This window comes from Lysinibacillus fusiformis, from assembly GCF_002845985.1.
Taxonomy (GTDB): domain Bacteria; phylum Bacillota; class Bacilli; order Bacillales_A; family Planococcaceae; genus Lysinibacillus; species Lysinibacillus fusiformis_D.
The window spans coordinates 838,607-862,397 of the sequence record NZ_PDFK01000002.1 but is presented as its reverse complement, the minus strand read 5'-3'; the positions used below and the strand labels follow the sequence as shown (position 1 = coordinate 862,397).

General features: G+C 38.3%; 25 protein-coding genes and 1 tRNA gene. 24 read left to right on the top strand and 2 right to left on the bottom strand.

From position 1 onward, the window contains the following. Positions 1 to 170: 170 nt before the first annotated feature. From CRI88_RS10255 to CRI88_RS10190, 14 genes are all read left to right on the top strand, one after another. Positions 171 to 1,343, top strand: a complete 1,173-nt coding sequence (locus CRI88_RS10255) for an ATP phosphoribosyltransferase regulatory subunit (RefSeq protein ID WP_089933881.1) — start codon at positions 171 to 173, stop codon at positions 1,341 to 1,343. Continuing rightward, complete coding sequence (hisG, locus tag CRI88_RS10250) at positions 1,336 to 1,980, top strand: ATP phosphoribosyltransferase (protein ID WP_036126740.1); 645 nt, start codon at positions 1,336 to 1,338, stop codon at positions 1,978 to 1,980. The genes CRI88_RS10255 and hisG overlap by 8 nt, the downstream gene beginning before the upstream one ends. A gap of 32 nt (positions 1,981 to 2,012) precedes the next feature. Next, the gene (gene hisD, locus CRI88_RS10245) at positions 2,013 to 3,287 is read left to right on the top strand and encodes a histidinol dehydrogenase (RefSeq protein ID WP_036126737.1); all 1,275 of its coding nucleotides are present in this window, start codon (positions 2,013 to 2,015) and stop codon (positions 3,285 to 3,287) included. Between the two features lie 4 nt (positions 3,288 to 3,291). Next, the gene (gene hisB, locus CRI88_RS10240) at positions 3,292 to 3,891 is read left to right on the top strand and encodes an imidazoleglycerol-phosphate dehydratase HisB (protein ID WP_036126736.1); all 600 of its coding nucleotides are present in this window, start codon (positions 3,292 to 3,294) and stop codon (positions 3,889 to 3,891) included. Then, positions 3,888 to 4,520, top strand: a complete 633-nt coding sequence (hisH, locus tag CRI88_RS10235) for an imidazole glycerol phosphate synthase subunit HisH (RefSeq protein WP_089933877.1) — start codon at positions 3,888 to 3,890, stop codon at positions 4,518 to 4,520. Before hisB ends, hisH begins: the two co-directional genes overlap by 4 nt. After that, on the top strand, positions 4,514 to 5,275 hold the full coding sequence (hisF, locus tag CRI88_RS10230; RefSeq protein ID WP_089933875.1) for an imidazole glycerol phosphate synthase subunit HisF: 762 nt from the start codon (positions 4,514 to 4,516) through the stop codon (positions 5,273 to 5,275). Before hisH ends, hisF begins: the two co-directional genes overlap by 7 nt. Continuing rightward, positions 5,272 to 5,889: a bifunctional phosphoribosyl-AMP cyclohydrolase/phosphoribosyl-ATP diphosphatase HisIE gene (hisIE, locus tag CRI88_RS10225; RefSeq protein WP_036126729.1), complete on the top strand. Its 618-nt coding sequence runs from the start codon at positions 5,272 to 5,274 to the stop codon at positions 5,887 to 5,889. Before hisF ends, hisIE begins: the two co-directional genes overlap by 4 nt. A gap of 90 nt (positions 5,890 to 5,979) precedes the next feature. Then, a complete protein-coding gene (locus CRI88_RS10220; RefSeq protein ID WP_101966575.1) occupies positions 5,980 to 7,503 on the top strand; it encodes a tetratricopeptide repeat protein in 1,524 nt (507 codons plus the stop codon). A 181-nt stretch (positions 7,504 to 7,684) separates the two neighbouring features. Further along, complete coding sequence (trxB, locus tag CRI88_RS10215; protein WP_036126726.1) at positions 7,685 to 8,629, top strand: thioredoxin-disulfide reductase; 945 nt, start codon at positions 7,685 to 7,687, stop codon at positions 8,627 to 8,629. A gap of 337 nt (positions 8,630 to 8,966) precedes the next feature. After that, positions 8,967 to 9,434 (top strand): NUDIX hydrolase, encoded by a 468-nt coding sequence (locus CRI88_RS10210; RefSeq protein WP_036126724.1) that lies wholly within the window; start codon positions 8,967 to 8,969, stop codon positions 9,432 to 9,434. A 9-nt stretch (positions 9,435 to 9,443) separates the two neighbouring features. Continuing rightward, the gene (gene rapZ / locus CRI88_RS10205; RefSeq protein WP_058844366.1) at positions 9,444 to 10,337 is read left to right on the top strand and encodes an RNase adapter RapZ; all 894 of its coding nucleotides are present in this window, start codon (positions 9,444 to 9,446) and stop codon (positions 10,335 to 10,337) included. A gap of 4 nt (positions 10,338 to 10,341) precedes the next feature. After that, positions 10,342 to 11,337, top strand: coding sequence for a gluconeogenesis factor YvcK family protein (locus tag CRI88_RS10200; RefSeq protein ID WP_036126720.1), 996 nt, complete (start codon positions 10,342 to 10,344; stop codon positions 11,335 to 11,337). Between the two features lie 65 nt (positions 11,338 to 11,402). Then, on the top strand, positions 11,403 to 12,350 hold the full coding sequence (whiA, locus tag CRI88_RS10195) for a DNA-binding protein WhiA (protein ID WP_036126718.1): 948 nt from the start codon (positions 11,403 to 11,405) through the stop codon (positions 12,348 to 12,350). Between the two features lie 113 nt (positions 12,351 to 12,463). Next, positions 12,464 to 12,721 carry an HPr family phosphocarrier protein gene (locus CRI88_RS10190; protein WP_036126715.1) on the top strand — a complete coding sequence of 86 codons (258 nt, stop codon included), beginning with the start codon at positions 12,464 to 12,466 and terminating at the stop codon, positions 12,719 to 12,721. A 617-nt stretch (positions 12,722 to 13,338) separates the two neighbouring features. On the opposite strand, the gene clpP is transcribed toward CRI88_RS10190, so the two are convergent. Further along, positions 13,339 to 13,929, bottom strand: a complete 591-nt coding sequence (clpP, locus tag CRI88_RS10185; RefSeq protein WP_004228025.1) for an ATP-dependent Clp endopeptidase proteolytic subunit ClpP — start codon at positions 13,927 to 13,929, stop codon at positions 13,339 to 13,341. A 307-nt stretch (positions 13,930 to 14,236) separates the two neighbouring features. On the opposite strand from clpP, the gene CRI88_RS10180 reads away from it, so the two are divergent. From CRI88_RS10180 to CRI88_RS10165, 4 genes are all read left to right on the top strand, one after another. Further along, positions 14,237 to 14,311: transfer RNA gene (locus CRI88_RS10180), tRNA-Arg, on the top strand. 501 nt (positions 14,312 to 14,812) lie between these two features. Continuing rightward, positions 14,813 to 15,601, top strand: coding sequence for a basic amino acid ABC transporter substrate-binding protein (locus tag CRI88_RS10175; RefSeq protein WP_036125699.1), 789 nt, complete (start codon positions 14,813 to 14,815; stop codon positions 15,599 to 15,601). A 68-nt stretch (positions 15,602 to 15,669) separates the two neighbouring features. Continuing rightward, on the top strand, positions 15,670 to 16,380 hold the full coding sequence (locus CRI88_RS10170; protein ID WP_036125696.1) for an amino acid ABC transporter permease: 711 nt from the start codon (positions 15,670 to 15,672) through the stop codon (positions 16,378 to 16,380). Then, entirely contained in the window at positions 16,377 to 17,099 is a 723-nt protein-coding gene (locus tag CRI88_RS10165) for an amino acid ABC transporter ATP-binding protein (protein ID WP_036125693.1), read from the top strand. Before CRI88_RS10170 ends, CRI88_RS10165 begins: the two co-directional genes overlap by 4 nt. Before the next feature lie 56 nt (positions 17,100 to 17,155). Here CRI88_RS10165 and CRI88_RS10160 read toward each other — a convergent pair whose 3' ends face one another. Beyond that, positions 17,156 to 17,770 carry a spore coat protein gene (locus CRI88_RS10160; RefSeq protein WP_036125689.1) on the bottom strand — a complete coding sequence of 205 codons (615 nt, stop codon included), beginning with the start codon at positions 17,768 to 17,770 and terminating at the stop codon, positions 17,156 to 17,158. 135 nt (positions 17,771 to 17,905) lie between these two features. Between CRI88_RS10160 and CRI88_RS10155 the strand changes: the two genes are divergently transcribed. The 6 genes from CRI88_RS10155 to CRI88_RS10135 all read left to right on the top strand — a co-directional run bounded on the left by CRI88_RS10155 (position 17,906) and on the right by CRI88_RS10135 (position 23,694). Beyond that, positions 17,906 to 18,487, top strand: coding sequence for a LemA family protein (locus CRI88_RS10155; protein ID WP_036125688.1), 582 nt, complete (start codon positions 17,906 to 17,908; stop codon positions 18,485 to 18,487). Between the two features lie 59 nt (positions 18,488 to 18,546). Next, positions 18,547 to 19,236 carry a TPM domain-containing protein gene (locus CRI88_RS10150; RefSeq protein WP_257982885.1) on the top strand — a complete coding sequence of 230 codons (690 nt, stop codon included), beginning with the start codon at positions 18,547 to 18,549 and terminating at the stop codon, positions 19,234 to 19,236. A 162-nt stretch (positions 19,237 to 19,398) separates the two neighbouring features. Next, complete coding sequence (locus tag CRI88_RS10145) at positions 19,399 to 21,672, top strand: S9 family peptidase (protein WP_089933867.1); 2,274 nt, start codon at positions 19,399 to 19,401, stop codon at positions 21,670 to 21,672. A gap of 177 nt (positions 21,673 to 21,849) precedes the next feature. Beyond that, positions 21,850 to 22,083, top strand: a complete 234-nt coding sequence (locus CRI88_RS10140; RefSeq protein WP_089933864.1) for a glutaredoxin family protein — start codon at positions 21,850 to 21,852, stop codon at positions 22,081 to 22,083. A 261-nt stretch (positions 22,084 to 22,344) separates the two neighbouring features. Continuing rightward, the gene (locus CRI88_RS22790; protein WP_255358808.1) at positions 22,345 to 22,467 is read left to right on the top strand and encodes a hypothetical protein; all 123 of its coding nucleotides are present in this window, start codon (positions 22,345 to 22,347) and stop codon (positions 22,465 to 22,467) included. Positions 22,468 to 22,641: 174 nt separating this feature from the next. Beyond that, complete coding sequence (locus CRI88_RS10135; protein WP_058844370.1) at positions 22,642 to 23,694, top strand: sugar-binding transcriptional regulator; 1,053 nt, start codon at positions 22,642 to 22,644, stop codon at positions 23,692 to 23,694. The last annotated feature ends 97 nt before the right edge of the window (positions 23,695 to 23,791 follow it).

The window sequence follows — 23,791 nt, the reverse complement described above, 5'->3', positions numbered from 1 at the left end:
TACCGTTGTTCACTAAGTAATAGGTATAATTAACAGAATAATAAGTATTTAAAGATTTCGTTAATTAAAGAAGAAAAGTTGACTGCTTAAAAGAAATAAGTTAGAATTCTTTCATAATCTAATTCTCTAACACTCTAGTGAATTAAAGTGAAATGTAAGGAAGTGTTCATATGTCGTCGATAAAAATGTTTGAAAAACCACTTGGAATGCGCGATACATTTCCGCAAATCTATGAGAAGGTTGAAGCCGTTAGGCATGCTGGCAGAGACTTTTTATATAAAAGGGGTTATGAGTTCATTAAAACACCCGCTGTAGAGTATTTCGATACAGTGGGGAAAGCTTCAGCTATTGCTGATGCTCATTTATTTAAGCTAGTGGATAGCCAAGGAAATACATTAGTATTACGACCTGATATGACAACACCGATTGCTCGAGTAGCTACATCGAAATTATTAAAAGAAATGATTCCTTTACGTCTTGCTTATTTCGCAAGTGTTTTTCGAGCTCAAGAAACGGAAGGTGGAAGACCAGCGGAGTTCGATCAAATGGGGATTGAGTTAATAGGGGATCAATCTGTATTTGCCGATGCAGAAGTTATTGTGACAGCAATGGAGCTATTAAAACATTTTAAATTAGAAGAGTTTAAAGTCACGATTGGTCATGCGGGTATACTAAATTGCATTTTACAAGATTACACAGAGAGTATTGAACAGCAAGCAACACTTCGAACATTGTTGGTTCAACGAAATTATGTAGGGTTTGAAGAAGCAGTAGAATCATTTGATCTACCCAAAGCTAAATCTGATGCCCTCCTACAATTTATTGGGGAGGCAATGAATGTTAAAGACATCCGAGATATTGAAAAATATGTGCGTAAAAATGATGCATTAGAATACATGCAACAACTTGCTCAACTGCTGGAATTGGCTGACTTAGCTGAGTATATAGCTTTTGATTTCACCCTTTCGAGTCATATGAGTTATTACACTGGCATGCTTTTTGAAGTTTTTGCGGTAGGAAGTGGCTTTCCGTTAGGAAATGGTGGACGCTATGATGGTTTATTAGAAGTATTTGGCTCAAAAGTTGGTGCAACAGGTTTTAGTATTCGAGTTGATCGTTTATTAGAAACCTTCAATGGCCAGTCAGAGAAACGACAGGAAGCAACAGTTGTGCTTTTTGAAGAAGAACAATTCGAGGCAGCATTACTAAAGGTGAAAACATTACGGGCAGCAGGAAAATTAGCTACTTTACAGTTGCGTAGTAGCCTAGTTGATGAGGCAGCCTTTTTAGCATACTTTACAGAAGTGGTGGTTGTTGGACAGGGGGAAGTAGGCGGTGAATGAATTAACAATTGCAATGCCAAAGGGACGGATCTTTGAAGAGGCATATCAAATGCTGTTAGAGGCAGGTTTTAATTTACCAGAAGAGGTAGAAATGTCACGTAAATTAATGATTGAGATACCAGAGGAAAAAATTCGCTTTATTTTATCCAAGCCAATGGATGTCCCTGTCTATGTTGAACATGGTGTTGCTGATATTGGCATTGCTGGGAAGGATGTTTTGTTAGAACAACAGCGTGAAGTGCATGAGTTATTAGATTTAAAAATTAGTCATTGCTATATCGCATCTGCGGGATTACCGAACACACCAATGAATGAAATTGCGCCTCGAATCGCTACGAAATATCCGAATATCGCAATGAAGTACTACAAGGGCATTGGAGAGCAGGTTGAAATCATCGAGCTGAACGGTTCTATTGAATTAGCACCAATGATTGGTTTAGCTGATCGCATTGTCGATATCGTTTCAACAGGGCGTACCTTAAAAGAAAATGGCTTAGTAGAATATGAGTTTATTACAGCTGTTTCATCACGATTAATTGCAAATCCCGTAAGTTATCGTATGAAGGGTGAGCGTATTATTGATCTTGTGAAGCGATTAAAGAAATGTGTAAATGAGCAAAAAAGGAATCATATTTAGCTACATATGAAGGACTAAAGGGGATTAATCCTATGAAAATAACAAAGCTTGAAAAAGGCATTTCCTTAAAAAGACCACTTGAAGGGGGAAATGAGGAACAATTAAAAGTTGTGCGACAAGTGCTAGCAGATGTTAGGACACAAGGAGATGTAGCGCTCCGTACTTATACTGAAAAATGGGACGGCTATGCCCCAGAGAGCTTACGTGTTACAGGGGCAGAAATCGAGGAAGCAGTAAATACGCTAGACCAGCAACTTTATAAGGATTTAGCAGAAGCAGCCGAAAATATTCGTCTGTATCACGAGCAACAAATACGTTCAGGCTATCGCTTAGAGCTAGGACAAGGTTCTTGGCTAGGTCAACGCGTAACAGCACTAGACGCAGTAGGATTGTATGTTCCAGGTGGTACAGCAGCATATCCTTCATCTGTATTAATGAATGTGATTCCAGCTCAGGTTGCAGGTGTGAAGCGTATCGTCATTACTTCTCCGGCAGGTCAGAATGGGAAACTGCCAGCAGGTGTCCTTGTGGCAGCTCATCTTTTAGGGGTGGATGAAATTTATAAAATTGGTGGTGCACAAGCGATTGCTGCACTTGCATATGGTACAGAAACAATTGCTCCAGTTGATAAAATTACAGGTCCAGGGAATATTTTTGTGGCTCTCGCCAAACGTGAGGTATTTGGAGAAGTAGCAATTGATATGATCGCGGGGCCAAGTGAAATTGCGGTTTTGGCAGATGATACAGCATATCCTGATGAAATAGCTGCAGATCTGTTATCACAGGCAGAGCATGATGCATTGGCTTGTGCCATCCTTGTCACTACCTCAGAGCCATTAGCTCAAAGGGTAGCTGAGGAAGTAGAGAAGCAATTGCTGGAATTGCCACGTCAGGCAGTAGCTCGTGCCTCCATAGAAACCTTCGGGGTCATTTATGTAGCTGAAACGATGTCACATGCGGTGGAAGCCATTAATTCATTAGCGCCTGAGCATTTAGAAATTGTGACAGAAAATGCTGAAACGATTGTTGAACAGATAAGACATGCTGGCGGTATTTTTATAGGTCGGTATAGCTCGGAGCCTGTGGGAGATTACTTTGCAGGAACCAATCATGTATTACCAACGAATAGCACGGCTCGTTTTGCAAGTGGCTTAAACGTAGATGATTTTGTAAAGAAATCAAGCATTGTTTATTACAGTGAAAAAACATGGCAAGAAAATGCACCAAAAATTGCACGTCTAGCACGTATGGAAGGCTTAGAGGGGCATGCACGTGCAGTGGAATCACGCGGATGGGAGAAGGAATAGGGCGATGACAGTAAAGAAGAGATATGCAAAGGTAGAGCGTACAACAAATGAAACGCAAATTTCAGTAGCAATCGATTTAGATGGTGAAGGGCAAGCAAATATTCAAACTGGTGTGGGATTTATGGACCATATGCTCGATTTATTTATGAAGCATGGATTATTTAATGGGACCATACAAGCAAATGGTGATACCTATATCGACGATCACCATACAACAGAGGATCTTGGCATTGTCTTAGGGCAGGCTGTTCGTGAAGCACTTGGTGATAAGAAGGGCATAAAACGCTATGGCACAGCATTTGTGCCGATGGATGATGCACTAGCACAGGTAGTTGTAGATTGCTCCAATCGTCCACATTTAGAGTATCGTGTGCCAACTTTAAAGGAAAAAGTGGGAACGTTTGATACAGAATTAGTGCATGAATTTTTATGGAAATTTGCGCTAGAGGCACGCATGAATGTTCACGTGATTGTACCTTATGGCCATAATACACATCATATTATTGAGGCAATTTTCAAAGCATTAGCACGTGCGATTGATGCGGCAGTTGAAATTGACCCACGTGTTAAAGGAGTACCATCGACTAAGGGGCTGTTAACGTGAAGATAGGTGTTATTGATTATGGAATGGGCAATTTATTTAGTGTAGAACAAGCATTAAAACGACTAGACTGTGAGGTCGTTGTGACGGCTGATGAGAGCGTGTTAGATGCAACAGATGCACTACTATTACCGGGGGTTGGCGCATTTCCTGATGCTCGCAAGCGTTTAGCAGAAACTAAAATAGACCGTTATTTACAAAAGGCACAAAGTGAAAATCGCCCTCTATTGGGAATTTGTCTAGGCATGCAATTATTGTTTGAGCAAAGTGAAGAAGTAACCCCAACACAAGGGCTAGGTTTTTTCAAGGGGCATATTCAACGCTTTAGTGGTATCGAAGGAGATCAAGCATATCGTGTGCCGCATATGGGCTGGAATGAACTGATCTTGACGAATCGCCCTACATGGTTGGACGGTGAAGTATCAGCGAAGCATGTCTATTTTGTTCACTCATTTTATGCGACACATATTCAGGAATCTGAGCTTGTTGCCTATGCAGACTATTGTGGCATAAAAGTACCTGGTATTGTAACGAATGGTTCCGTGACAGGCATGCAATTTCACCCTGAAAAATCGGGAGAACTAGGCATTTATTTATTAGAGCAATGGCTGAAAGGTGTGAAGGCATGCTAACAAAACGTATTATCCCATGTCTTGATGTCAAGGAAGGTCGCGTTGTAAAAGGTATCCAATTTGTATCTATCCGTGATGCAGGTGATCCAGTGGAGCTTGCAAAGTTCTATGATGAGCAGGGCGCAGATGAGCTTGTATTTTTAGATATTTCTGCTTCACATGAAGGTCGAGAAACGATGATAGATGTTGTTCGTCAAACAGCTGCTACACTTGCAATACCTTTTACAGTTGGTGGTGGTATTCGTACGTTGGAAGATATGAAGCGTATTTTACGTGCAGGTGCTGATAAAGTATCCGTGAATACATCTGCTTTGGAGCGACCAGCTCTTATTCAAGAGGGCGCTGATTTCTTTGGTGCACAATGTATCGTTGTTGCAATCGATGCTCGCTATAGTAAAGAAGATGATACATGGATGGTTTATACACATGGTGGACGCAATAAAACAACTTGGTCAGCCGTTGAGTGGGCACAAGAAGCCGTGCGCTTAGGAGCAGGGGAAATTTTATTAACAAGTATGAATCAAGATGGTGAAAAATCTGGCTTTGATTTGGCCTTAACTAAAGCGGTAAGAGAGGCAGTGACAGTTCCTGTTATCGCTAGTGGTGGAGCGGGACATGCCGAACATTTTTACGAAGTATTAGCACAAGAGGTAGATGCAGATGCTGCATTGGCGGCTTCAATCTTCCATTACAAAGAAACGAACGTATTACAAGTAAAAGAATACTTACGTGACAAAGGAGTGGCAGTAAGATGATAGAGAATATTCGGTTCGATGAGAAAGGTCTTGTTACAGCTGTTGTACAAGATGCCAACACAAAAGAAGTGCTAACAGTGGCCTATATGAATAAAGAATCATTAGCTAAAACAATTGAATCAGGAGAAACTTGGTTTTATTCTCGTTCTCGTCAAGAGCTGTGGCATAAAGGAGCAACAAGTGGTCATAGACAACAAGTGGTGTCCATAAAAGCAGACTGTGATCAGGATGCATTAGTGGTGGAAGTGCTACCCGCTGGCCCAGCTTGTCATAATGGTACAACTTCTTGCTTTACAGAGGTGATTCAACAAAATGAGCAGATTGGCTCTGTAGACATCATCGCTAAACTTGTGCGTGTGATTGCAAAGCGTGAGCAGGAAATGCCAGAAGGAGCCTATACTACATATTTATTTGACAAGGGTATCGATAAAATTTGTAAAAAGGTTGGGGAGGAGGCAACTGAGGTTGTCATTGGGGCTAAAAACCGCGATGCCGAAGAAGTAAAATGGGAGGCAGCTGATTTAATCTATCACCTCCTAGTATTGCTACAAGAACAAAAAGTAAGTATTTATGATGTTCTACATGTGTTGGAAAAACGTCATGAGGAGAAATAACAGCATATTATTGATTGTATGGTATAATAGAAATTACTGTGTAAAGGAACGTAAAATGCGTTCCTTATTTCTTGTTTCGGAGGAAATATATTGGAAAAGAAACGTCAAAATGAGACTCAATCGAATATAGTGTCGTTCATTCCAACAGGCGACTATTATTATAAAAAATCAATTCAAGCAATGAATAGTGGACAAATGAATAAAGCTTATAAATATTTACAACGTGCGGTAGATTTAAGCCCTGATGATCCTATGATTATCTTGCAGCTAGCCATCGTAGAGTTAGAAGGTCAACGTTTTGAGGAAGCGTATGATCTGCTTCGTCATGCCTATCAAATTGATCCAGATAATCCAGAAATCATTTTCTATATGGCAGAAGTATCAGGATGTGTGGGCATCATGCATGATGCGAAACGTTTTGCAGAAGAATATTTGCGGCTAGAACCAGAGGGTGCTTATGCAGATGAAGCAGCAGAAATACTAGAATTTGTCGCTTTCGAGCAAGATGATTTGGAAGACCCTGAAGAATCTGGTGAGGATTTGTATCGTCAGGAGCAAGCTCGTCGTTGTATGGAAAAAGGGGATTTTCCAGAAGCTATTACTATTTTAGAAGATTTAATTGAAGATCGACCAGCCTTTTGGTCAGCCTATAATAATTTAGCACTTGCTTATTTTTATGTAGGAGAAGAAGAGCAGGCGAAGGCTCTCTTACATACCGTGCTACGTGAAAATAAGGGGAACTTACATGCACTATGTAATTTAACGGTGATTGCTTATTATGAAAAAAATGAAGAGGATTTACAAGAACTACTAAATATACTTGTCAAAATTCAGCCATACACATGGGAGCACCGTTATAAATTAGGGGCTACATTAGCCTTAATAGGACAGTATGAATTAGCCTATAAATGGTTGCGTAGTATGCAAAAGAGAGGCTATGTTGGAGATGCTGGTTTTTACTTTTGGTTGTCACATGCGGCCTATTTCTCAGGTCATGAGGAAGTATCGAAAAGTGCATGGGATCAGCTACTAGAGCTAGACCCTGACAAAGAGGGCTTTGAGCCATGGCGCCAACAAGAAAATGAATTTGCACTTGATGCATTGGAGCATGACCGTGATTTTATTGTTGAAAAATTAGAAAGCACTTATACGAGTGAGCGCATTTTTGGTTTGTTTTTACTGAAGGATACTGCACATAAGCAAGAAATTATCGCTCATCCGAAATTGGTTAATGTTGAACAATTAGACACATTTGAGAAATTGTTTTTAGCTTATTCACTCGGCCACGAATTTGATAAGAAGAACAAAGTAGAAGCGAGCTTTTTACGTGCTGTCAACGTACCAGAAATTTTATTAGAACAGTATGGGAAGCTCTCATCACTCATTGTACCAATGTTTCAAATGTGGTTTGTACTATGTGAACAAGCACTAATACAAAACTATCGTTTTACAAACCCAACAGCAATTGCAGGAGCCAATGATTATTTATTTAGATCTTCACAGATGCTCAAAGTGACAAAAAAGGAAATTGCCCAACAATATGGAGTATCTGTATCAACATTATCGAAGTATATTGATGAAATTCTAACGTTTTTACCTAATAGTCATAATTAACGTGTGAGCAACATAGTTGAATAACTTTATACTTTCACATACGATGAACATACTAACGTTATCACCAATGTTCCTTGGCGACATTATCCTATCCGTCAAGGGCTTTATCTTCTTCTGTAGGTGACGTTACACTTATTGGTTGAATGAAGATAAAAAGTATTCTGTTTAGGGGGAAGTATTGATGTCAGAAGAAAAAATTTATGATGTAGTAATAATTGGTGCAGGTCCTGCTGGGATGACTGCTGCTGTTTATACATCTCGTGCAAATTTATCAACATTAATGATTGAACGTGGGATTCCTGGTGGGCAAATGGCAAACACAGAGGAAGTAGAAAATTACCCAGGTTTTGATACCATTTTAGGGCCTGAGCTATCTACAAAAATGTTTGAGCACGCTAAAAAATTTGGTGCAGAATATGCCTATGGTGATGTATCCGAAATCATTGATGGTGAAGAATATAAAACAATTAAATCTGGTGCAAAAGAATATAAAACACGTGCCATTATTATTACAACAGGTGCGGAGTATAAAAAAATGGGTGTGCCAGGTGAAAAAGAGCTAGGCGGTCGTGGTGTCAGCTACTGTGCAGTATGTGATGGGGCATTCTTTAAACAAAAAAATCTAGTAGTTGTAGGCGGTGGCGATTCAGCTGTTGAAGAGGGCGTTTATTTAACTCGCTTTGCTGATAAAGTAACGATTGTCCACCGTCGTGACAAATTACGTGCCCAAAAAATTCTACAAGATCGTGCCTTTGCCAATGACAAAATTGATTTCATTTGGAATGCAACTGTAAAAGAAATTAATGAAGCTAATGGTAAAGTTGGTAGTGTCACATTACAATCAACTGTTGATGGTACAGAATCTGAATTTGCAGCAGATGGTGTCTTTATCTATATTGGTATGTTGCCTTTAACTAAACCATTTGAATCATTAGGCATTTTAAATGACGCTGGCTATATTTTGACAAATGCCAATATGGAAACTAAAATCCCAGGTATCTTTGCAGCTGGAGATGTTCGTGAAAAAACACTTCGCCAAATTGTGACAGCGACAGGTGACGGTAGTATTGCCGCACAAGCTGTACAGCATTATGTGGAAGAGCTATTAGAGAAAATTAATGCCTAACATGGCTATTTAAAGGAAAAAAATACAATTTTAATGTGGTTTTAATATTGCTGTAACTTGAATGACATATAAAAGGTGTATGATAAAAAATGTAATTAGCAATCCCCCTTTTATTTTGTTTAGTAGGTTGTTTCCGCCTCAATTAGGTGGGAGCAACCTACTTTTTTATTTGTACAAATTAAAAAAATAAACGTATTTTTCGCCTAACATAAAAGCATTACACATGAATAAACCTAAATTGTTAATTGTCTTTACTAGAGAGTTGTAAATGAGGACAAATCTTGCAAGGTCTTGCTATAATGGGGAGTAGAATGCAAAAGTGATTAGAGGTGTGCCTATGCAAAGAATTGCAAATTTAATTGCCGTAAAAGACGGTAAAGTATTATTACTTCAGAAACCAAGACGAGGCTGGTACGTTGCTCCAGGAGGGAAAATGGAGAGCGGTGAATCCATCTTTGAGGCTGCTGTACGTGAGTTTCAAGAAGAAACAAATGTCACACCTTTAAATGTTCATTTAAAGGGTGTTTATACGATGATTATTAAAGAAAATAATGATGTAGTGGATGAGTGGATGCTCTATACATTTGTTGCTAAGGATGTAGAAGGTATACCATTCGAAGAAACGAGAGAAGGCAAGCTTGCATGGCACCCAGTAGAGGATTTAGCACATTTGCCAATGGCTGAAGGAGATCGAACTAATTTACAATTTGCGGTTTCGCAATCAGGCATTCAATATGGCACGTTTGACTATACAACGAATTTTGAATTACTTCATCAAAAAATACAAATATCAAAAGAACAATAAAGGAGTTGCATGACAGTGGTGGTTGAAGGCCAACAATGTACACACGAATTGGTTATTATTACAGGAATGTCTGGGGCTGGGAAGACCGTAGCTATTCAAAGCTTTGAGGATTTAGGGTATTACTGTATTGATAATTTACCACCAGCGTTACTTACAACTTTTTTAACTCTGCTAAGAGATTCTGGTAAAAATAGTACGCGTATTGCAGCCGTAATGGATATGCGTGGTGGCGACTTTTTTGATGCTCTTATTGGCGCGTTAGACCATATACTAAAAGAAGGCGATATTGATACTCGTATGTTATTTTTAGATGCAGACGATGCCACATTAGTTAGACGCTATAAAGAAACAAGACGTGCCCATCCACTAGCAGTCAATGGTTTACCTTTAGATGGCATTAAACAGGAACGGGCACTTTTATCTGAAGTAAAGGGCCGTGCTAATTTTGTGTATAACACATCGAACATGAAACCGAAGCAATTACGTGAAAGAATTGTCAATGAATTCGCTAGTGAGGCAGATACTATTTTTACTGTGAACATTATGTCCTTTGGCTTTAAACATGGGATGCCTATTGATGCAGACTTAGTGTTTGATGTTCGTTTTCTTAAAAACCCTTATTATGTAGAGGAGCTACGTCCCAAAACAGGATTACAAACAGAGGTATCCTCTTATGTTTTAGCTTTGGAAGATACGCAAATACTCATAAAAAAACTAACGGATTTATTAGATTTTATGATTCCTCTTTATCGACAAGAAGGTAAGTCACAGCTTGTCATTGCTTTTGGTTGTACTGGCGGTCAGCATCGCTCAGTGACATTAGCAGAATTTTTTGGGGCATATTTAGCAGGCAAGGAAAATACGGTTATTACGCATCGTGATATTAATCGTAGAAAGGAATGAGTGAATGGGGAAAAAGCAAACAAGGCTTGTCGTAATAGGTGGTGGTACAGGGCTTTCCACATTACTACGCGGGCTGAAGCATCACCCATTTGATATTACTGCCATTGTGACAGTGGCAGATGATGGGGGTTCTTCAGGCCGTTTACGTGATGACTACGATATTCCGCCACCTGGTGATGTACGTAATGTGATTGCGGCATTATCAGACATTGAACCACTTGTAGAGCAAATGTTTCAATATCGCTTTTCAGCATCAGAGGATTTAAAAGGTCACTCCTTAGGAAATTTAATGCTTACGGCACTTACTGATATTACTGGAGATTTTAATCATGCTATAAGTGAAATGGGCAAGGTTTTAAAAGTTCATGGTCGTGTCATACCAGCTGCAAATAAAAAAATAAACTTACATGCTGTGCTAGAGGATGGTTCAATTATTGAAGGAGAATCAAAAATTCCAACAGCATCAAAGCGCATTGATCGTGTTTTTTTAGTACCCGAAAATGTGCAACCGTTACCAGAAGCCATTCGTGCGATTCAGCGTGCAGACTATATTTTAATAGGTCCAGGAAGCTTATATACAAGTATTATTCCAAATCTGCTTGTGAAGGAGATAGGGGAAGCTGTTGTGAAAGCGAAAGGCAGAAAAATATATGTTTGTAATTTAATGACGCAAAAAGGTGAAACGATTTCTTATACAGCAGGTGATCATGTAACAGCCATACATAAGCATGTTGGCGGCGATTTTATTGATTCTATTTTAGTAAACGACGAAGAACTCCCTAACCCTGTAAAAGAACTATATAAAGAAGAAAGAGCAGAGCCAGTGACATTTGATGTGGCAAAGCTTGAAAGTATGGGCTTAGAGGTTATACAACGTGATATTGCTACAATTCGGTCAGATGGGACTGTTCGACATAATGCTATCAATGTTGCAGAATGGCTGGTAGATTATGCTGATATTTACCAGCAAAAAGTAAGAAGACCCATTATAGAAACATAATGGATTGATTGTATATGGTAAGATGAACATATACATAGAAATCATGATTGAAAGGGGGGCATGATATGTCTTTTGCTTCTGAAACAAAAAAGGAATTAACGCAAATAGAAGCGGACAATCATTGTATGAAAGCAGAAGTTTCTGCCCTAATTCGTATGAATGGTTCATTATCCTTTGCAAATAAACAACTAAGTTTAGACGTGCAAACTGAAAACGCTGCAATTGCTAGAAGACTATATACGATTATGAAAAAATTGTATCCGTACAATGTAGAATTGCTTGTTCGTAAGAAGATGCGACTGAAAAAAAATAACGTGTATATTTGCCGTGTAAGAGAAGGTGCGCGCGAGCTGCTAATTGATTTAGAAATCATCTCAGACGACTTTCAATTTAACCATACAATCTCAAGAAAGCTCATCAAAAAGAGTGGTCAAAAAAGAGCTTATTTAAGAGGAGCATTTTTAGCAGGAGGTTCTGTCAACAATCCAGAAACATCAGCCTACCATTTAGAGATTTATTCTTTGTATAAAGAGCATGGTGAGGCATTGATGGATTTGATGAATGAATTTGAACTTAATGCCAAAACAATTGAACGAAAAAAGGGTTTTGTCACCTATTTAAAGGAAGCAGAGAAAATTTCAGATTTCCTTAATATTGTTGGCGCACATCAGGCCATGATGAAGTTTGAGGATGTGCGCATATTGCGAGATATGCGAAATAGCGTCAACCGTATTGTGAACTGTGAAACAGCCAACTTAAACAAAACTATTGGTGCAGCATTACGACAGGTAGAGAATATTCGATTTATTGAAAATTCAATTGGTCTGGATCAGCTACCAGAAAAGCTACGTGAAATAGCACGTCTACGGGTAGAATATCAGGATGTGACATTAAAAGAGCTTGGTGAAATGGTATCAAGTGGAACGGTTAGTAAATCAGGTGTTAACCATCGATTGAGAAAAATTGATGAGATTGCTGATGCATTAAGACGCGGTGAAAAAATAGGTGGTTAAGTTTTCATACTTTTCAGGTATGAATGTCATGCGTAATCGCTTATTGTTCTTTTGCTAGTAAGTGAGGTAAGATAAAACTAATAGATGAACGGTAGTGAAGGGGAGTTTTGAGTATGATTGAGAGAAGAGTCCAGGTCAAATTAAAATTAGGACTACAAGCTAGACAAGCAGCACTATTTGTGCAGGAAGCAAATCGTTTTAGTGCGGATATCTTTCTGGAAAAAGACGAGAAAAAAGTAAATGCCAAATCCATTATGGGTGTCATGAGCTTAGCAGTCGCTAAAGGCACTGAAGTTACTTTAAGTAGTGACGGCAGCGATGCGGAGCAAGCGGTTACAGCATTGGCTACAATTATCGAAAATGAAGACTAACATTCATTGAACACAAAAGGCATCACAGAGCAAATCTGTGATGCCTTCATAGTGTTGAAAAACAAAACCATCCATAGCGTTTTTGTGAAAGGCGAAAATGGATTTCCATTGCAGGCTACTTGCTTTCCTGTGGGCGAGCGCCGAGCAGCTTCCTCCGCTACCGCTCCGTTTAGAGGCTCGCCTGTCTCGCTATCCCACGGGAGTCAAGTAGCCTTCCATCCCAATCCATAAAAATGTTTCTTTTTAGAAAGGTTTTCAAATAAAGTGAAGGTATTCACTACGCTTTATGGAGAAGTGTTGTCATCCATTACTTCTCCGCATTGAAAATAAGAGCCTATCCTCTTTCTAATAATATAAATAAAGGGCTATTTTGTTCAGGAAAAGACACTTTTGCAGAATGGTTGATGGGAGTGGAGCCAGCGTCACTCCTAGGGGATTAGCGTCCTAGAGGAGCCCCTGGAGCGAATGCAGTGAGTGAAGCGCGCCCCCTGGAAAGGACGCTGGCGGAACGGAAATCAACCCCTCGCCTTTCAAAATGGCTGTTTCTGCCGTTGACATCACCTTTTCTCAACAACACGAAAGGCATCACAGAGCGAGTCTGTGATGCCTTCTCATTTTTATTTATTATCGCTACGGTGCATAATGTGATCGATTAAACCATATTCTTTAGCACGTTCAGCAGTCATGAAATTATCACGATCTGTGTCTCTAGCAATGACTTCAAGTGGTTGGCCTGTGCGTTCAGATAAAATGCCATTTAATTTTTCACGTAAGAATAAAATACGTTTAGCAGCAATTTCAATTTCTGTCGCTTGACCTTGTGCGCCACCTAGTGGTTGGTGAATCATTACTTCTGCATTTGGTAATGCAAAACGTTTACCAGGCTCACCAGCAGCTAGTAAGAAAGCACCCATTGATGCAGCCATACCAATACAAATTGTTTGAACTTGTGGTTTAATGATTTGCATTGTGTCATAAATAGCCATACCAGCCGTAATTGATCCACCTGGTGAATTAATGTAAAGAGAGATATCTTTATCTGGATCTTCCGCTTGTAGGAAAAGAAGTTGTGCAACAATGGAGTTAGCCACATTGTCATCAATAGCGCTTCCTAAAAGAATAATACGGTCTTTAAGTAGACGTGAATAAATGTCATATGCACGTTCACCGCGACTTGTTTGTTCAATAACTGTAGGAATTAAATTCATGTTAAATCCTCCTTAAAAAACTAAATTCGAATACCTTTGCTGAAAATTTCCATTGTTATTTCAGCTGTATCCTTATCATACACATTATAGTCAGGGAAGGTCAAATATTAACCCTGCTAAAGTGAAATAAAAAAAATAAAATGTTTTTGCATTCTATGGTTGAATTATATGTGATAGGCTTGTATAATAATTGAGGTTATAAGTTTAAAGTACAGTACACTATTTTGCAGGTATGCTTCAAAAAATGAGGGTTATCTACATCATGCTTTTCGTAAGCCTAGAGTGAGTACTTTTTTTTTGTGCCTTTGCCCTCGTGGTGTAATGGATAACACGTAAGATTCCGGTTCTTGCACTGGGGGTTCGATTCCCTCCGAGGGCGCCATTTTACTGAATATAGATAGACTTGTTATAGCTCATCTCCTAATAAGTAGTTTAGCAGCCTGCTTAGCGGAGATCGAGAGGGAGATATAGGTGCAATACTGTCCTAGTTGGCATTATTCCCCTATTTATTCCTTTCAAACCTTCAAAAAAGCAATAACTCCAAATTATTTTTTAGTGGACATACTGTACGTGAAGACTAGAAATAGTCGAAAAAAAGAATCCTATCTGAGGGGATTCTTTTTTTTTTGCCTAAATTTATCGAAATTTGGTGTGGATTGTAGTTTATATATATTAATTTTAGATTAGATTTCTTGTTATTTATACATGTTTCTTCTAATTATATAAGTTTATTATAAATTAATATGAAAAAATATTTAGTTTTATGCGAAAAGTTGTTGTCTAAATACTATAATATTAATATAATTGACCTAATAGTCTAACATTTCCGAATTGCGAAAAATAATACGCATTTCGGAAAATTATCGAAATAGGGGGAAATACAATGAAGAAAACAGGTTGGATGCTACTGATGATGGTTGCAGCATTAACATTAGCACTTGCAGGATGTGGTACAAAGGATGGTGCATCTTCAGGAAGCTCATCTTCAGAAGATGGTAAGAAAATATATAAAGTTGGTACAGAGGCAACTTTCGCACCATTTGAATCTGTTGACGATTCAGGGAAAATTGTGGGGATTGATGTCGATGTTTTAAAAGCTATTGCTGATGAAATGGACTTTGAAGTTGACTGGAATAACATTGGTTGGGAGCCAGTTTTCCAAACAATTAAAAACGGTGAAACAGATATTGGTGCTTCAGGAATCACAATTACTGAAGAGCGTAAAGAATCATTTGATTTTACAGAGCCTTATTATGAGTCTCAATTATTGATTGTTGTAAAAGAAGATTCAAAAATTAAATCTCTAGCTGAACTAAAAGATAAAAAGGTATCAGTACAAATTAATGCTACAGGTCATATGGCGGCGAAAAAGCTACAAGGGGAAGCAAGTACAAATATTATGGCGTTTGAAAGTCAACCAATCGCAATTCAAGAGATGTTAAACGGTAACGTTGATGCAGCTATTGGAGACAATGCGGTAGTTTACGAATACATTAAAGCGCATCCAGATCAAAAACTAAAAGTAATCGAAGATGATGCATTTGAAAAAGAATATTATGGCTTTATGGTTCAAAAAGGAAACAAAGAGCTATTAGATAAATTAAATGAAGGTCTTAAAAAGATTAAAGAAAACGGTAAATTAAAAGAAATTACAGGTTCTGATTTCAAGTAATAAATGAATGATGACGCCCCTAGTATGCTAGCGGCTCATTCACTTTAAAGGGGAAATGGGGTTTTCGGATGGACATCTTTGACTTACGCTGGGACATTGTCTGGAACTACCGAGATATGTTTATACGGGGTATTGGCGTAACAATTATTTTGACACTTAGTGGTTATTTTGGAGGTATTCTATTAGGACTATTTTTAGGCCTAGGAAAATTATCGAGTAAAAAATGGATTTATTGGCCATCAAAATTATATATCGATTTATTCCGTGGAACACCAATGCTTGTGCAAATTTTATTAATTCACCTAGCAGTTATTCCAACAATTTTTGGTCATTCTTTAGGATATATGGTGTCAGGGATTACAGCGCTCGTATTAAACTGTGCTGCTTACAATGCGGAAATTTTCCGTGCAGGTATTCAAAGTATTGCAAAGGGGCAAATGGAGGCAGCTCGTTCTTTAGGGTTAACACATAACCAAGCGATGCGTAAGGTCATTTTACCACAGGCATTTAGACGTATGATTCCACCATTAGGGAACGAATTTATCGCATTATTAAAAGATTCTTCATTAGTAACAGTTATTGCAGCACCAGATATTTTATACGCAAGTAAGGTAGTAGCAGGTGCAAGCTTCCGCTTCTGGGAACCGTACATCGTTGCTGCACTACTCTATTTAGTTTTAACATATGGTGTAACGAAGATCGTGGCATTTATCGAGAAACGATTTAGCAATAGTTATGTCCCTCGTAAAGCTAAGGCAGAAGGGCGGGAAGCAAGATGATAAAAATTGAAAACCTACACAAATATTTCGGAAAGCTTGAAGTATTAAAAGGCATTGATTATGAAATCCAAGAGAAACAAGTTGTTTGTGTGATTGGACCATCTGGCTCAGGCAAAAGTACATTTTTACGATGCATCAATATGCTGGAAGATGTAACAGATGGTGCTATTTATATTGAAAATGTGAAAATTAATGCGCCAAAAACGAATATCAATGAGATTCGGGCAGAAGTTGGCATGGTGTTTCAACAATTTAATCTATTCCCGCATATGACAGTTATCGATAATGTCACGATGGCCCCTATGCAAATTCGCAAAATGAGTCGTCCAGAAGCTGAAGAATTAGGGCATGAGCTGTTAAAAAAGGTTGGACTCGACAGCAAGGCATATAACTATCCTGAGCAGCTGTCGGGTGGTCAACAGCAGCGTGTAGCCATTGCACGTGCCTTAGCCATGAAGCCAAAAGCCATTTTATTTGATGAGCCCACTTCAGCACTTGATCCTGAAATGGTCAAAGAGGTGCTAGATGTTATGAAAAATCTAGCAGCTGAAGGGATGACCATGGTTGTTGTTACGCACGAAATGGGCTTTGCTCGTGAAGTAGGGGATCGAGTAGTCTTTATGGACGGTGGCTATATTGTAGAAGAAGGCTCTCCAGAGGAACTCTTTGGCAATCCACAAAGTGACCGTACAAAGGCGTTTTTAGGGAAGGTATTATAATCTTAATGAATAAAGAGCAGTTTCTGGTGTTTACCACCAGAGACTGCTCTTTCGTGTTAATGAAGGGGATTAGTTGTTGTGTCATATGCATTCAGCATCGTTTGCATATCCTGTTGTGAGTATTGAGGTACCTGATAATAGCCATGTTTATTTTGATAGATGGATAATTCGTAGCCCATTTCAATGCAGTTAGGAATACTATCAGCAACAACGCGACGAACAACTGGGTTTGTTGTCTCTAAAGCAGCCGTTGTCATACATTTTGCTGAACCTTTTTGAGCACCAAGTAAGAACCCTGAAATAGTTTCATCATTAATTTCATTGGCATTTTGCATTGGCTTTTTTGGTTGACCAGGATTTACGCCATATTTAAAGTCATTTCCTGTCTCCATTTGGTAACGTCCTGTTGGAACAGATGGATCATGTCCTGTTTTGAAGGACTCTACAATTGTATTGTACATACCTAAAGTAAAATTATACTGGCGATCCAAAATATTCAATAATTCCGGATCTTGTACATGTGGGCGTAAAATTATGGCTTGGTTCATACCTGCGATAATTTCGCCAATTGTTTCATGCATGTCCATCATTTCATGGCCACCATGATTTAGACTATGTTGTTGATTGAAATTGGTTTGATTTGATGATTCATTGTAAAACGATTGTGACAAAAAAAACGCCTCCTCAATGATTTTTTGATGCAGTAATTAGTATGTCAAGTCAAATGAAATTCATACGGTATAAATGTAAAGACAAAAATGTAGACTATTGAAGAAAGGAAAAGTAGGTCGAGGAGGTTCTATAAATTGAAAAAGTTGCTTGGACCAATTGGGATAATTGTTCTTATTCTTGTTCTATTCGCCTTATTATTCATTCCTAAATATAATAGCCTGGTGACTGCAGAGGAAAATGTAGATTCGAAATGGGCACAAGTGGAAAATCAGCTCCAACGTCGTTATGATTTGATTCCAAATTTAGTCGAATCAGTGAAAGGCTATGCGAACCATGAGCAAGAGGTGATTGCAAGTATTACACAAGCACGTGCACAAATGGGTAGTGCAAACACTCCAGAGGAGCAAGCTGCTGCAAATGATGCTTTAACTGGAGCACTTAGTCGTTTACTTGTAGTTGTTGAAAATTATCCAAACTTAAAGGCAGATACAAACTTTCGTCAGTTAATGGATGAGCTAGCAGGCACTGAAAATCGCCTGGCGGTAGCACGTGAGGATTACAATAATGAAGTTCAGCAATTTAATAAGCAAGTTAAACGTTTCCCAGGTAATTTGATGGCAGGAATGTTTGGCTTTGAACAAAAAGAATACTTTAAAGCCGCAGCAGGAGCTGACAAAGCACCATCAATCGATTTTAGTCAATCAGGTACACACTAATGAAGCGTAGCCTTGTACAGATAATCATCGTTTGTTCGGTGTTTCTTTTATTTACGAACATGGCAAAGGCAACTATGCCGTCACCGATGAAAAATACGTATATACATGATTTTGCCAATGTATTATCTGCAAGTATCAAAGAACAATTAAATCATTACTCCGCGCAATTGGATCAAGGCACAGGCGCTGAAATCATGATTGTAACCATTGATAGTCTAGATGGACAGGAGCCAAAGATGTATGCTACAAAAATGATTCGTTCTTGGGGAATAGGTGACGAACAGAAAAATAACGGTGTTTTAATTTTAGCTACATTTGGACAGGGTGAAGGGAATAATGACGTAGTAATAGCTGTTGGTCAAGGATTAGAGGGGCCATTACCAGATGGAAAATTAGGACGTATTTTAGATGAGGCATTTTATCCTTCTGCAAGTACGGGTGACATAGATCAAGCCTTCCAATCGACATATGCTGAAATATTTCGCACTGTTGCCGAGGAGTATAATTGGAATGGTGAATTACCAGCGACAGCAGACGAAGGTGAAGACATGCCAACTTGGTTAATTATATTGATCGTTCTCGTTGTTCTTATTATTTATACGTTCTTTTCGAAAGGTGGTGGAGGTCCTCGTGCTGGAGGCTATGGTGGTTATCCAGGTGGCTTTGGTGGAGGGCGTTCAGGCGGAGGCGGCTTTGGAGGATTCGGTGGAGGATCTTCCGCAGGCGGAGGAGCGAGCAGAAAATTTTAATCGTAATACCTAGCGAACTAATTATTTAGTTCGCTTTCATTATGAGTGAAGAAAAAGTAATGATCATAAAAAATATCAAACATTGACAATAATACAAAAATTGGTATAATTTGAATATATCGACTTTCGATATAACGTAAACTGATATAGGGAGGAATCATTTTGAAAAAAAGATTTTTATCTGCATCATTAGCGATCATTTTAACAACATCTGTAGCTATTCCTGCAACCATGCAAGAAGTACGTGCTGCCAATGAAACAAATAGCTTTGTAATAGCGCAGGAGCAGCGCATTTCAGTGCAGGAATTTTTGAATTTAGCTGTAACAGCATTAACTTTCCAACACGGATCAGATTCAATGCGGCAACAAATTATTGATACATGGGTAAAGGCTGAGGAGTTCGCGGATTTAAATTTATCGATTAAACGTGATGAAGCCGCTCGTATTTTAGTAAGAGCTTTAAATAAAGAAGAAAAAGAAGCATCGCTTGCTGAGTATTTAGAGAAAGCCAATAAGCTTGGTATATTTAAAAATGTGTCAGTAAGCACGGATGCTATTGCTAAACAAGATGCAGTTAAAATGTTAAACAATGCAAAACAAATTAAAAATGGTTCTAATAATAAAGGTGTAAAGGAAATTTCTGTAGAAGATTTCATGAAGAATCCTGGGAATTTCGGCTATGAACTTTCACCTGATGGTAATTACATCACATTTGCCTCTGCATGGAACAACAGATCCAATGTTTTCGTAAAAAAAATGAATGATGATAGTGAGCCTGTTCGCGTCTCGAACTCTAAAGATCGTGATATTGCAGGATTTTTCTGGAAGGAAAATAGTTTATTATATTTAAAGGATAAAGGTGGAGATGAAAACTTCCATATTTATTCTACTACATTTAATGGGTCAAAGGAAAAAGATTTAACGCCATATCCAAATGTAACAGTAGGAATATTAAGTGGCCTACAGGGTGTTAAAGATGAAATTCTTATAATGATGAATAAAGAGGATGCCACTGTCTTTGATGTGTACAAGCTGAATGTCAAGACAGGTAAAACAAAGCATGTTGCTAAAAATCCAGGTAATATTACAAACTGGTTAGCAGATCGGAATGGAAATGTGCGTATTGCCGTAGCAACAGATGGTGTGGCAGGAACAATCCTTTATCGAGATTCTGAAAAGGATGAATTTAAACCGTTTATTGAAGTGGAAGCAGGGGATGAAGTAGTGCCACTGGCTTTCTCTAAAGACAATCAAACAATTTATGCAACTTCCAACAAAGGTAGAGATAAAGTAGAAGTTGTAAAATATGATTTAGAAGGCAATGAAAAAGTTATAATGTCCAATGATGAAGTAGATGTTTCGGGTGTTTTATATAGCGCTGAACAAGATAAATTATTATATGGTGCTTATGTTACTGATAAGCTGCATTATCAATTCTTTGATAAAAAGTTTGAAAAGCTGTTCCGTAAAATACAAAATAAGCTTGGCGTGCATGAAAGTGAATTAGGTATCAATGATTACAATAAAGAGATGACAAAATTTATTGTGAGCGTTTCAAGTGATACCGTGTATGGAAAATATTATTACTATGATTCCATAACAGGTGACTTAACAGAGTTGGCTACTTTAAGCCCTTGGTTAAAACCAGAAGGACTTGCTGAAATGCATCCAATTTCTTATAAGAGTCGAGACGGTTTGACAATTAACGGCTATTTAACTTTACCGAAAAATCAAGAAGCTAAAGATCTTCCTCTTATCGTCAATCCACATGGAGGACCTTGGGCACGCGATATGTGGGGCTTCAATCCAGAAGTACAATTATTAGCTAATCGAGGCTATGCCGTACTGCAAGTGAATTTCCGTTCGTCAACTGGCTATGGGAAGGAATTCCTTCAAGCTGGTAATAAGCAATGGGGACTTAAAATTCAGGACGATATTACAGATGGTGTGCAATGGGCGATTGATCAAGGTATTGCAGACCCTGAGCGTATCGGCATTTATGGTGCATCCTTTGGTGGTTATGCAACATTAGCTGGTATTACGTATACACCTGATTTATATGCTGCAGCAGTTGATTATGTAGGAGTATCTAATATTTTCACTTTATTAAATACCATTCCTCCATACTGGGAAACGATGCGTAACTTGTTTTATGAACGCGTAGGTCATCCAGAAAAGGACAAAGACTTATTAACAGCTGTTTCACCTATTTTCCACGCAGATAAAATCAAAACACCATTATTTGTCGCTCAAGGTGCAAATGATCCACGTGTTAATAAGGCAGAATCCGATCAAATTGTGGAAGCCTTACGTGCTAGAGGTGTGGATGTTGAGTACATGCTAAAGGATAACGAAGGACATGGCTTCGCTAATGAAGAAAACAGAATTGAATTCTACAATGCCATGGTGAAATTCTTCGACAGTCATTTAAAATAATTATAACCGAAAGGCATTGATGTGCGGCTTCCGCACAGTCAATGCCTTTTTTATTACAATAGTCCATTATATGGATGCGAAAAGGGAAGCTAAGACAGTTCAATCAAAAGTTATCAAAGAATAGAAAACATTCCTTCATCACACTTTCGTTTATAATAAGATGAGGAGGTGCTATCGATGATTGTTAAATTTTTTAGTCGAGCAAATTGCCCATTATGTGTGGAAGGCTTGCAGACATTAAAGCTTGTACAGGAGGATCTACCATTCGATATTGATATCGTTGATATCGAACAGGATGATGATATACATGAAAAATATATGCTAATGATTCCGGTAGTCGAAAAGGATGGTGCTGTGATTCAGTATGGCAATCTAGATTATGCTATATTGCTGGAGCAATTAAGTAGTTGATGCACCAGACTAATAAAGAATTAATAACGGTATAAATGACACTATTGTTAGCTGTATTCCACACAATTCACAAATTGTTCAATGAAAGCGTTTTGAATTTGAACAGTTTGTGAAGACCTTCACATTTGACTTCCTTTTCAGAAAAAACGGAGTAGAATAGGTATCAAGTAAGAAGTTGTTATAAAACAGATTATCAGATGTATCACAGAGTTTCGTGATTGTTATATTACAAAAATAAATGATGTGAAGGGAGATTTTACAATGTGGGTTATTACAGTATTTGAGAAAAAGGATGTTCGTATTTTTGAATTTACAAATAAAAGTGAAGCAACAAAAGCTTTAGAAGGATTTAAGAAGAACGCAATTTTATCTTTCACAAAATAAACGCAACAAAGTCTCGTAGCTGTTTTCAAAGCTATGAGGCTTTTTTTTAGCCAAAACTATACATTTACTTGCGCTTTAAAACAATGCATATTATAATAAAACCATAAGTGGGACACAAAATAATGTTGTGGGATAAAAAATAACCCACATCTATTAATAAGGGAGTAGATAAATATGTTCACTGTTCCAGAGGCACAACAAAGGCTACTTCCTGAATTGTATCCGCTTCTGCAATCAAGATATCGAATTTTACAAGCTGTTCAGCTCATGCAGCCAATCGGACGACGTACACTTGCCGATTCACTGAAAATGACAGAAAGAGAAATTCGTAAAGAAACTGATATTTTACGCGAGCAAGGGTTATTAGATTCACAAAAGTCGGGTATGGTATGTACAGATGATGGTGAAATAGTTATTGAAAAACTAAGAGCTATCGTTTACGAATGGTCTGGCTTAACTCAGCTTGCGAAAAAGCTGGAACAGCATTTTGGTATTGAGCGTGTAGTTGTAGTTCCTGGTGATTACAATGAAGACGATACGATTTTAACCTTACTTGGCAAAGAAGCGGCACTACAATTTATGTCTTCAGCCTTTGATGGGCAGGTAGTAGCTGTCACAGGTGGAAAATCCGTTGCGTCTCTTGCACAATTTTTACATCCTGGCGATATACAAAAGGATATTACATTTGTTGCTGCACGTGGAGGTATTGGACATGAAATGCAAATGCAAGCCAATACACTTGTTGCAACATTTGCCATGCAGATGGAGACACAGTACCGTACTTTATTTTTACCAGAGCATTTAAGTGAGCAAGCTTATCAAGCCATGTTAACAGAGCCTATGGTTACAGAAATGATGGCATTTTATGATCAAGCAGATTGTGTCATTCATGGAATTGGCTCCGCAGAGGAAATGGCGATTCGTCGTAATTCATCTCCTGAGGATTTACGAATTCTTGAGGAGAAAGGTGCTGTAAGTGAAGCTTTTGGCTATTATTTTAATGCAGAAGGTGAAATTGTCCATCGTATACGCACGATTGGTATTCAACTGGAGCAAGTACAAAATAGTCAGCAAGTTATTGCAGTGGCAGCGGGGAAACAAAAGGTCAATGCTATGCTTTCTTATTTTAAAGTAGCACCCAAACAAACAATATTTATAACAGATGAAGCAGCTGCAAAAGCCATTGCGGCGAATTTATCTTCTATAGAAAACAACCATCTTAAATGATGGGGTAGTACCAAACTTATCACTCGATCTCAGAAAGTGGTGAAACACTTTTTGAATGAGCATAAAGCAAATTTAAAGTTTCTATTCATTAGAAACA

Excerpts from the sequence above, each read along its gene's own strand:
- CRI88_RS10255 (WP_089933881.1), top strand. The coding sequence starts at position 171 with ATGTCGTCGATAAAAATGTTTGAAAAACCACTTGGAATGCGCGATACA.
- hisD (WP_036126737.1), top strand. The coding sequence starts at position 2,013 with ATGAAAATAACAAAGCTTGAAAAAGGCATTTCCTTAAAAAGACCACTT.
- hisB (WP_036126736.1), top strand. The coding sequence starts at position 3,292 with ATGACAGTAAAGAAGAGATATGCAAAGGTAGAGCGTACAACAAATGAA.
- hisF (WP_089933875.1), top strand. The coding sequence starts at position 4,514 with ATGCTAACAAAACGTATTATCCCATGTCTTGATGTCAAGGAAGGTCGC.
- hisIE (WP_036126729.1), top strand. The coding sequence starts at position 5,272 with ATGATAGAGAATATTCGGTTCGATGAGAAAGGTCTTGTTACAGCTGTT.
- trxB (WP_036126726.1), top strand. The coding sequence starts at position 7,685 with ATGTCAGAAGAAAAAATTTATGATGTAGTAATAATTGGTGCAGGTCCT.
- CRI88_RS10210 (WP_036126724.1), top strand. The coding sequence starts at position 8,967 with ATGCAAAGAATTGCAAATTTAATTGCCGTAAAAGACGGTAAAGTATTA.
- rapZ (WP_058844366.1), top strand. The coding sequence starts at position 9,444 with ATGACAGTGGTGGTTGAAGGCCAACAATGTACACACGAATTGGTTATT.
- CRI88_RS10200 (WP_036126720.1), top strand. The coding sequence starts at position 10,342 with ATGGGGAAAAAGCAAACAAGGCTTGTCGTAATAGGTGGTGGTACAGGG.
- whiA (WP_036126718.1), top strand. The coding sequence starts at position 11,403 with ATGTCTTTTGCTTCTGAAACAAAAAAGGAATTAACGCAAATAGAAGCG.
- CRI88_RS10190 (WP_036126715.1), top strand. The coding sequence starts at position 12,464 with ATGATTGAGAGAAGAGTCCAGGTCAAATTAAAATTAGGACTACAAGCT.
- clpP (WP_004228025.1), bottom strand. The coding sequence starts at position 13,929 with ATGAATTTAATTCCTACAGTTATTGAACAAACAAGTCGCGGTGAACGT.
- CRI88_RS10175 (WP_036125699.1), top strand. The coding sequence starts at position 14,813 with ATGAAGAAAACAGGTTGGATGCTACTGATGATGGTTGCAGCATTAACA.
- CRI88_RS10170 (WP_036125696.1), top strand. The coding sequence starts at position 15,670 with ATGGACATCTTTGACTTACGCTGGGACATTGTCTGGAACTACCGAGAT.
- CRI88_RS10165 (WP_036125693.1), top strand. The coding sequence starts at position 16,377 with ATGATAAAAATTGAAAACCTACACAAATATTTCGGAAAGCTTGAAGTA.
- CRI88_RS10150 (WP_257982885.1), top strand. The coding sequence starts at position 18,547 with ATGGCAAAGGCAACTATGCCGTCACCGATGAAAAATACGTATATACAT.
- CRI88_RS10140 (WP_089933864.1), top strand. The coding sequence starts at position 21,850 with ATGATTGTTAAATTTTTTAGTCGAGCAAATTGCCCATTATGTGTGGAA.
- CRI88_RS22790 (WP_255358808.1), top strand. The coding sequence starts at position 22,345 with ATGTGGGTTATTACAGTATTTGAGAAAAAGGATGTTCGTATTTTTGAA.
- CRI88_RS10135 (WP_058844370.1), top strand. The coding sequence starts at position 22,642 with ATGTTCACTGTTCCAGAGGCACAACAAAGGCTACTTCCTGAATTGTAT.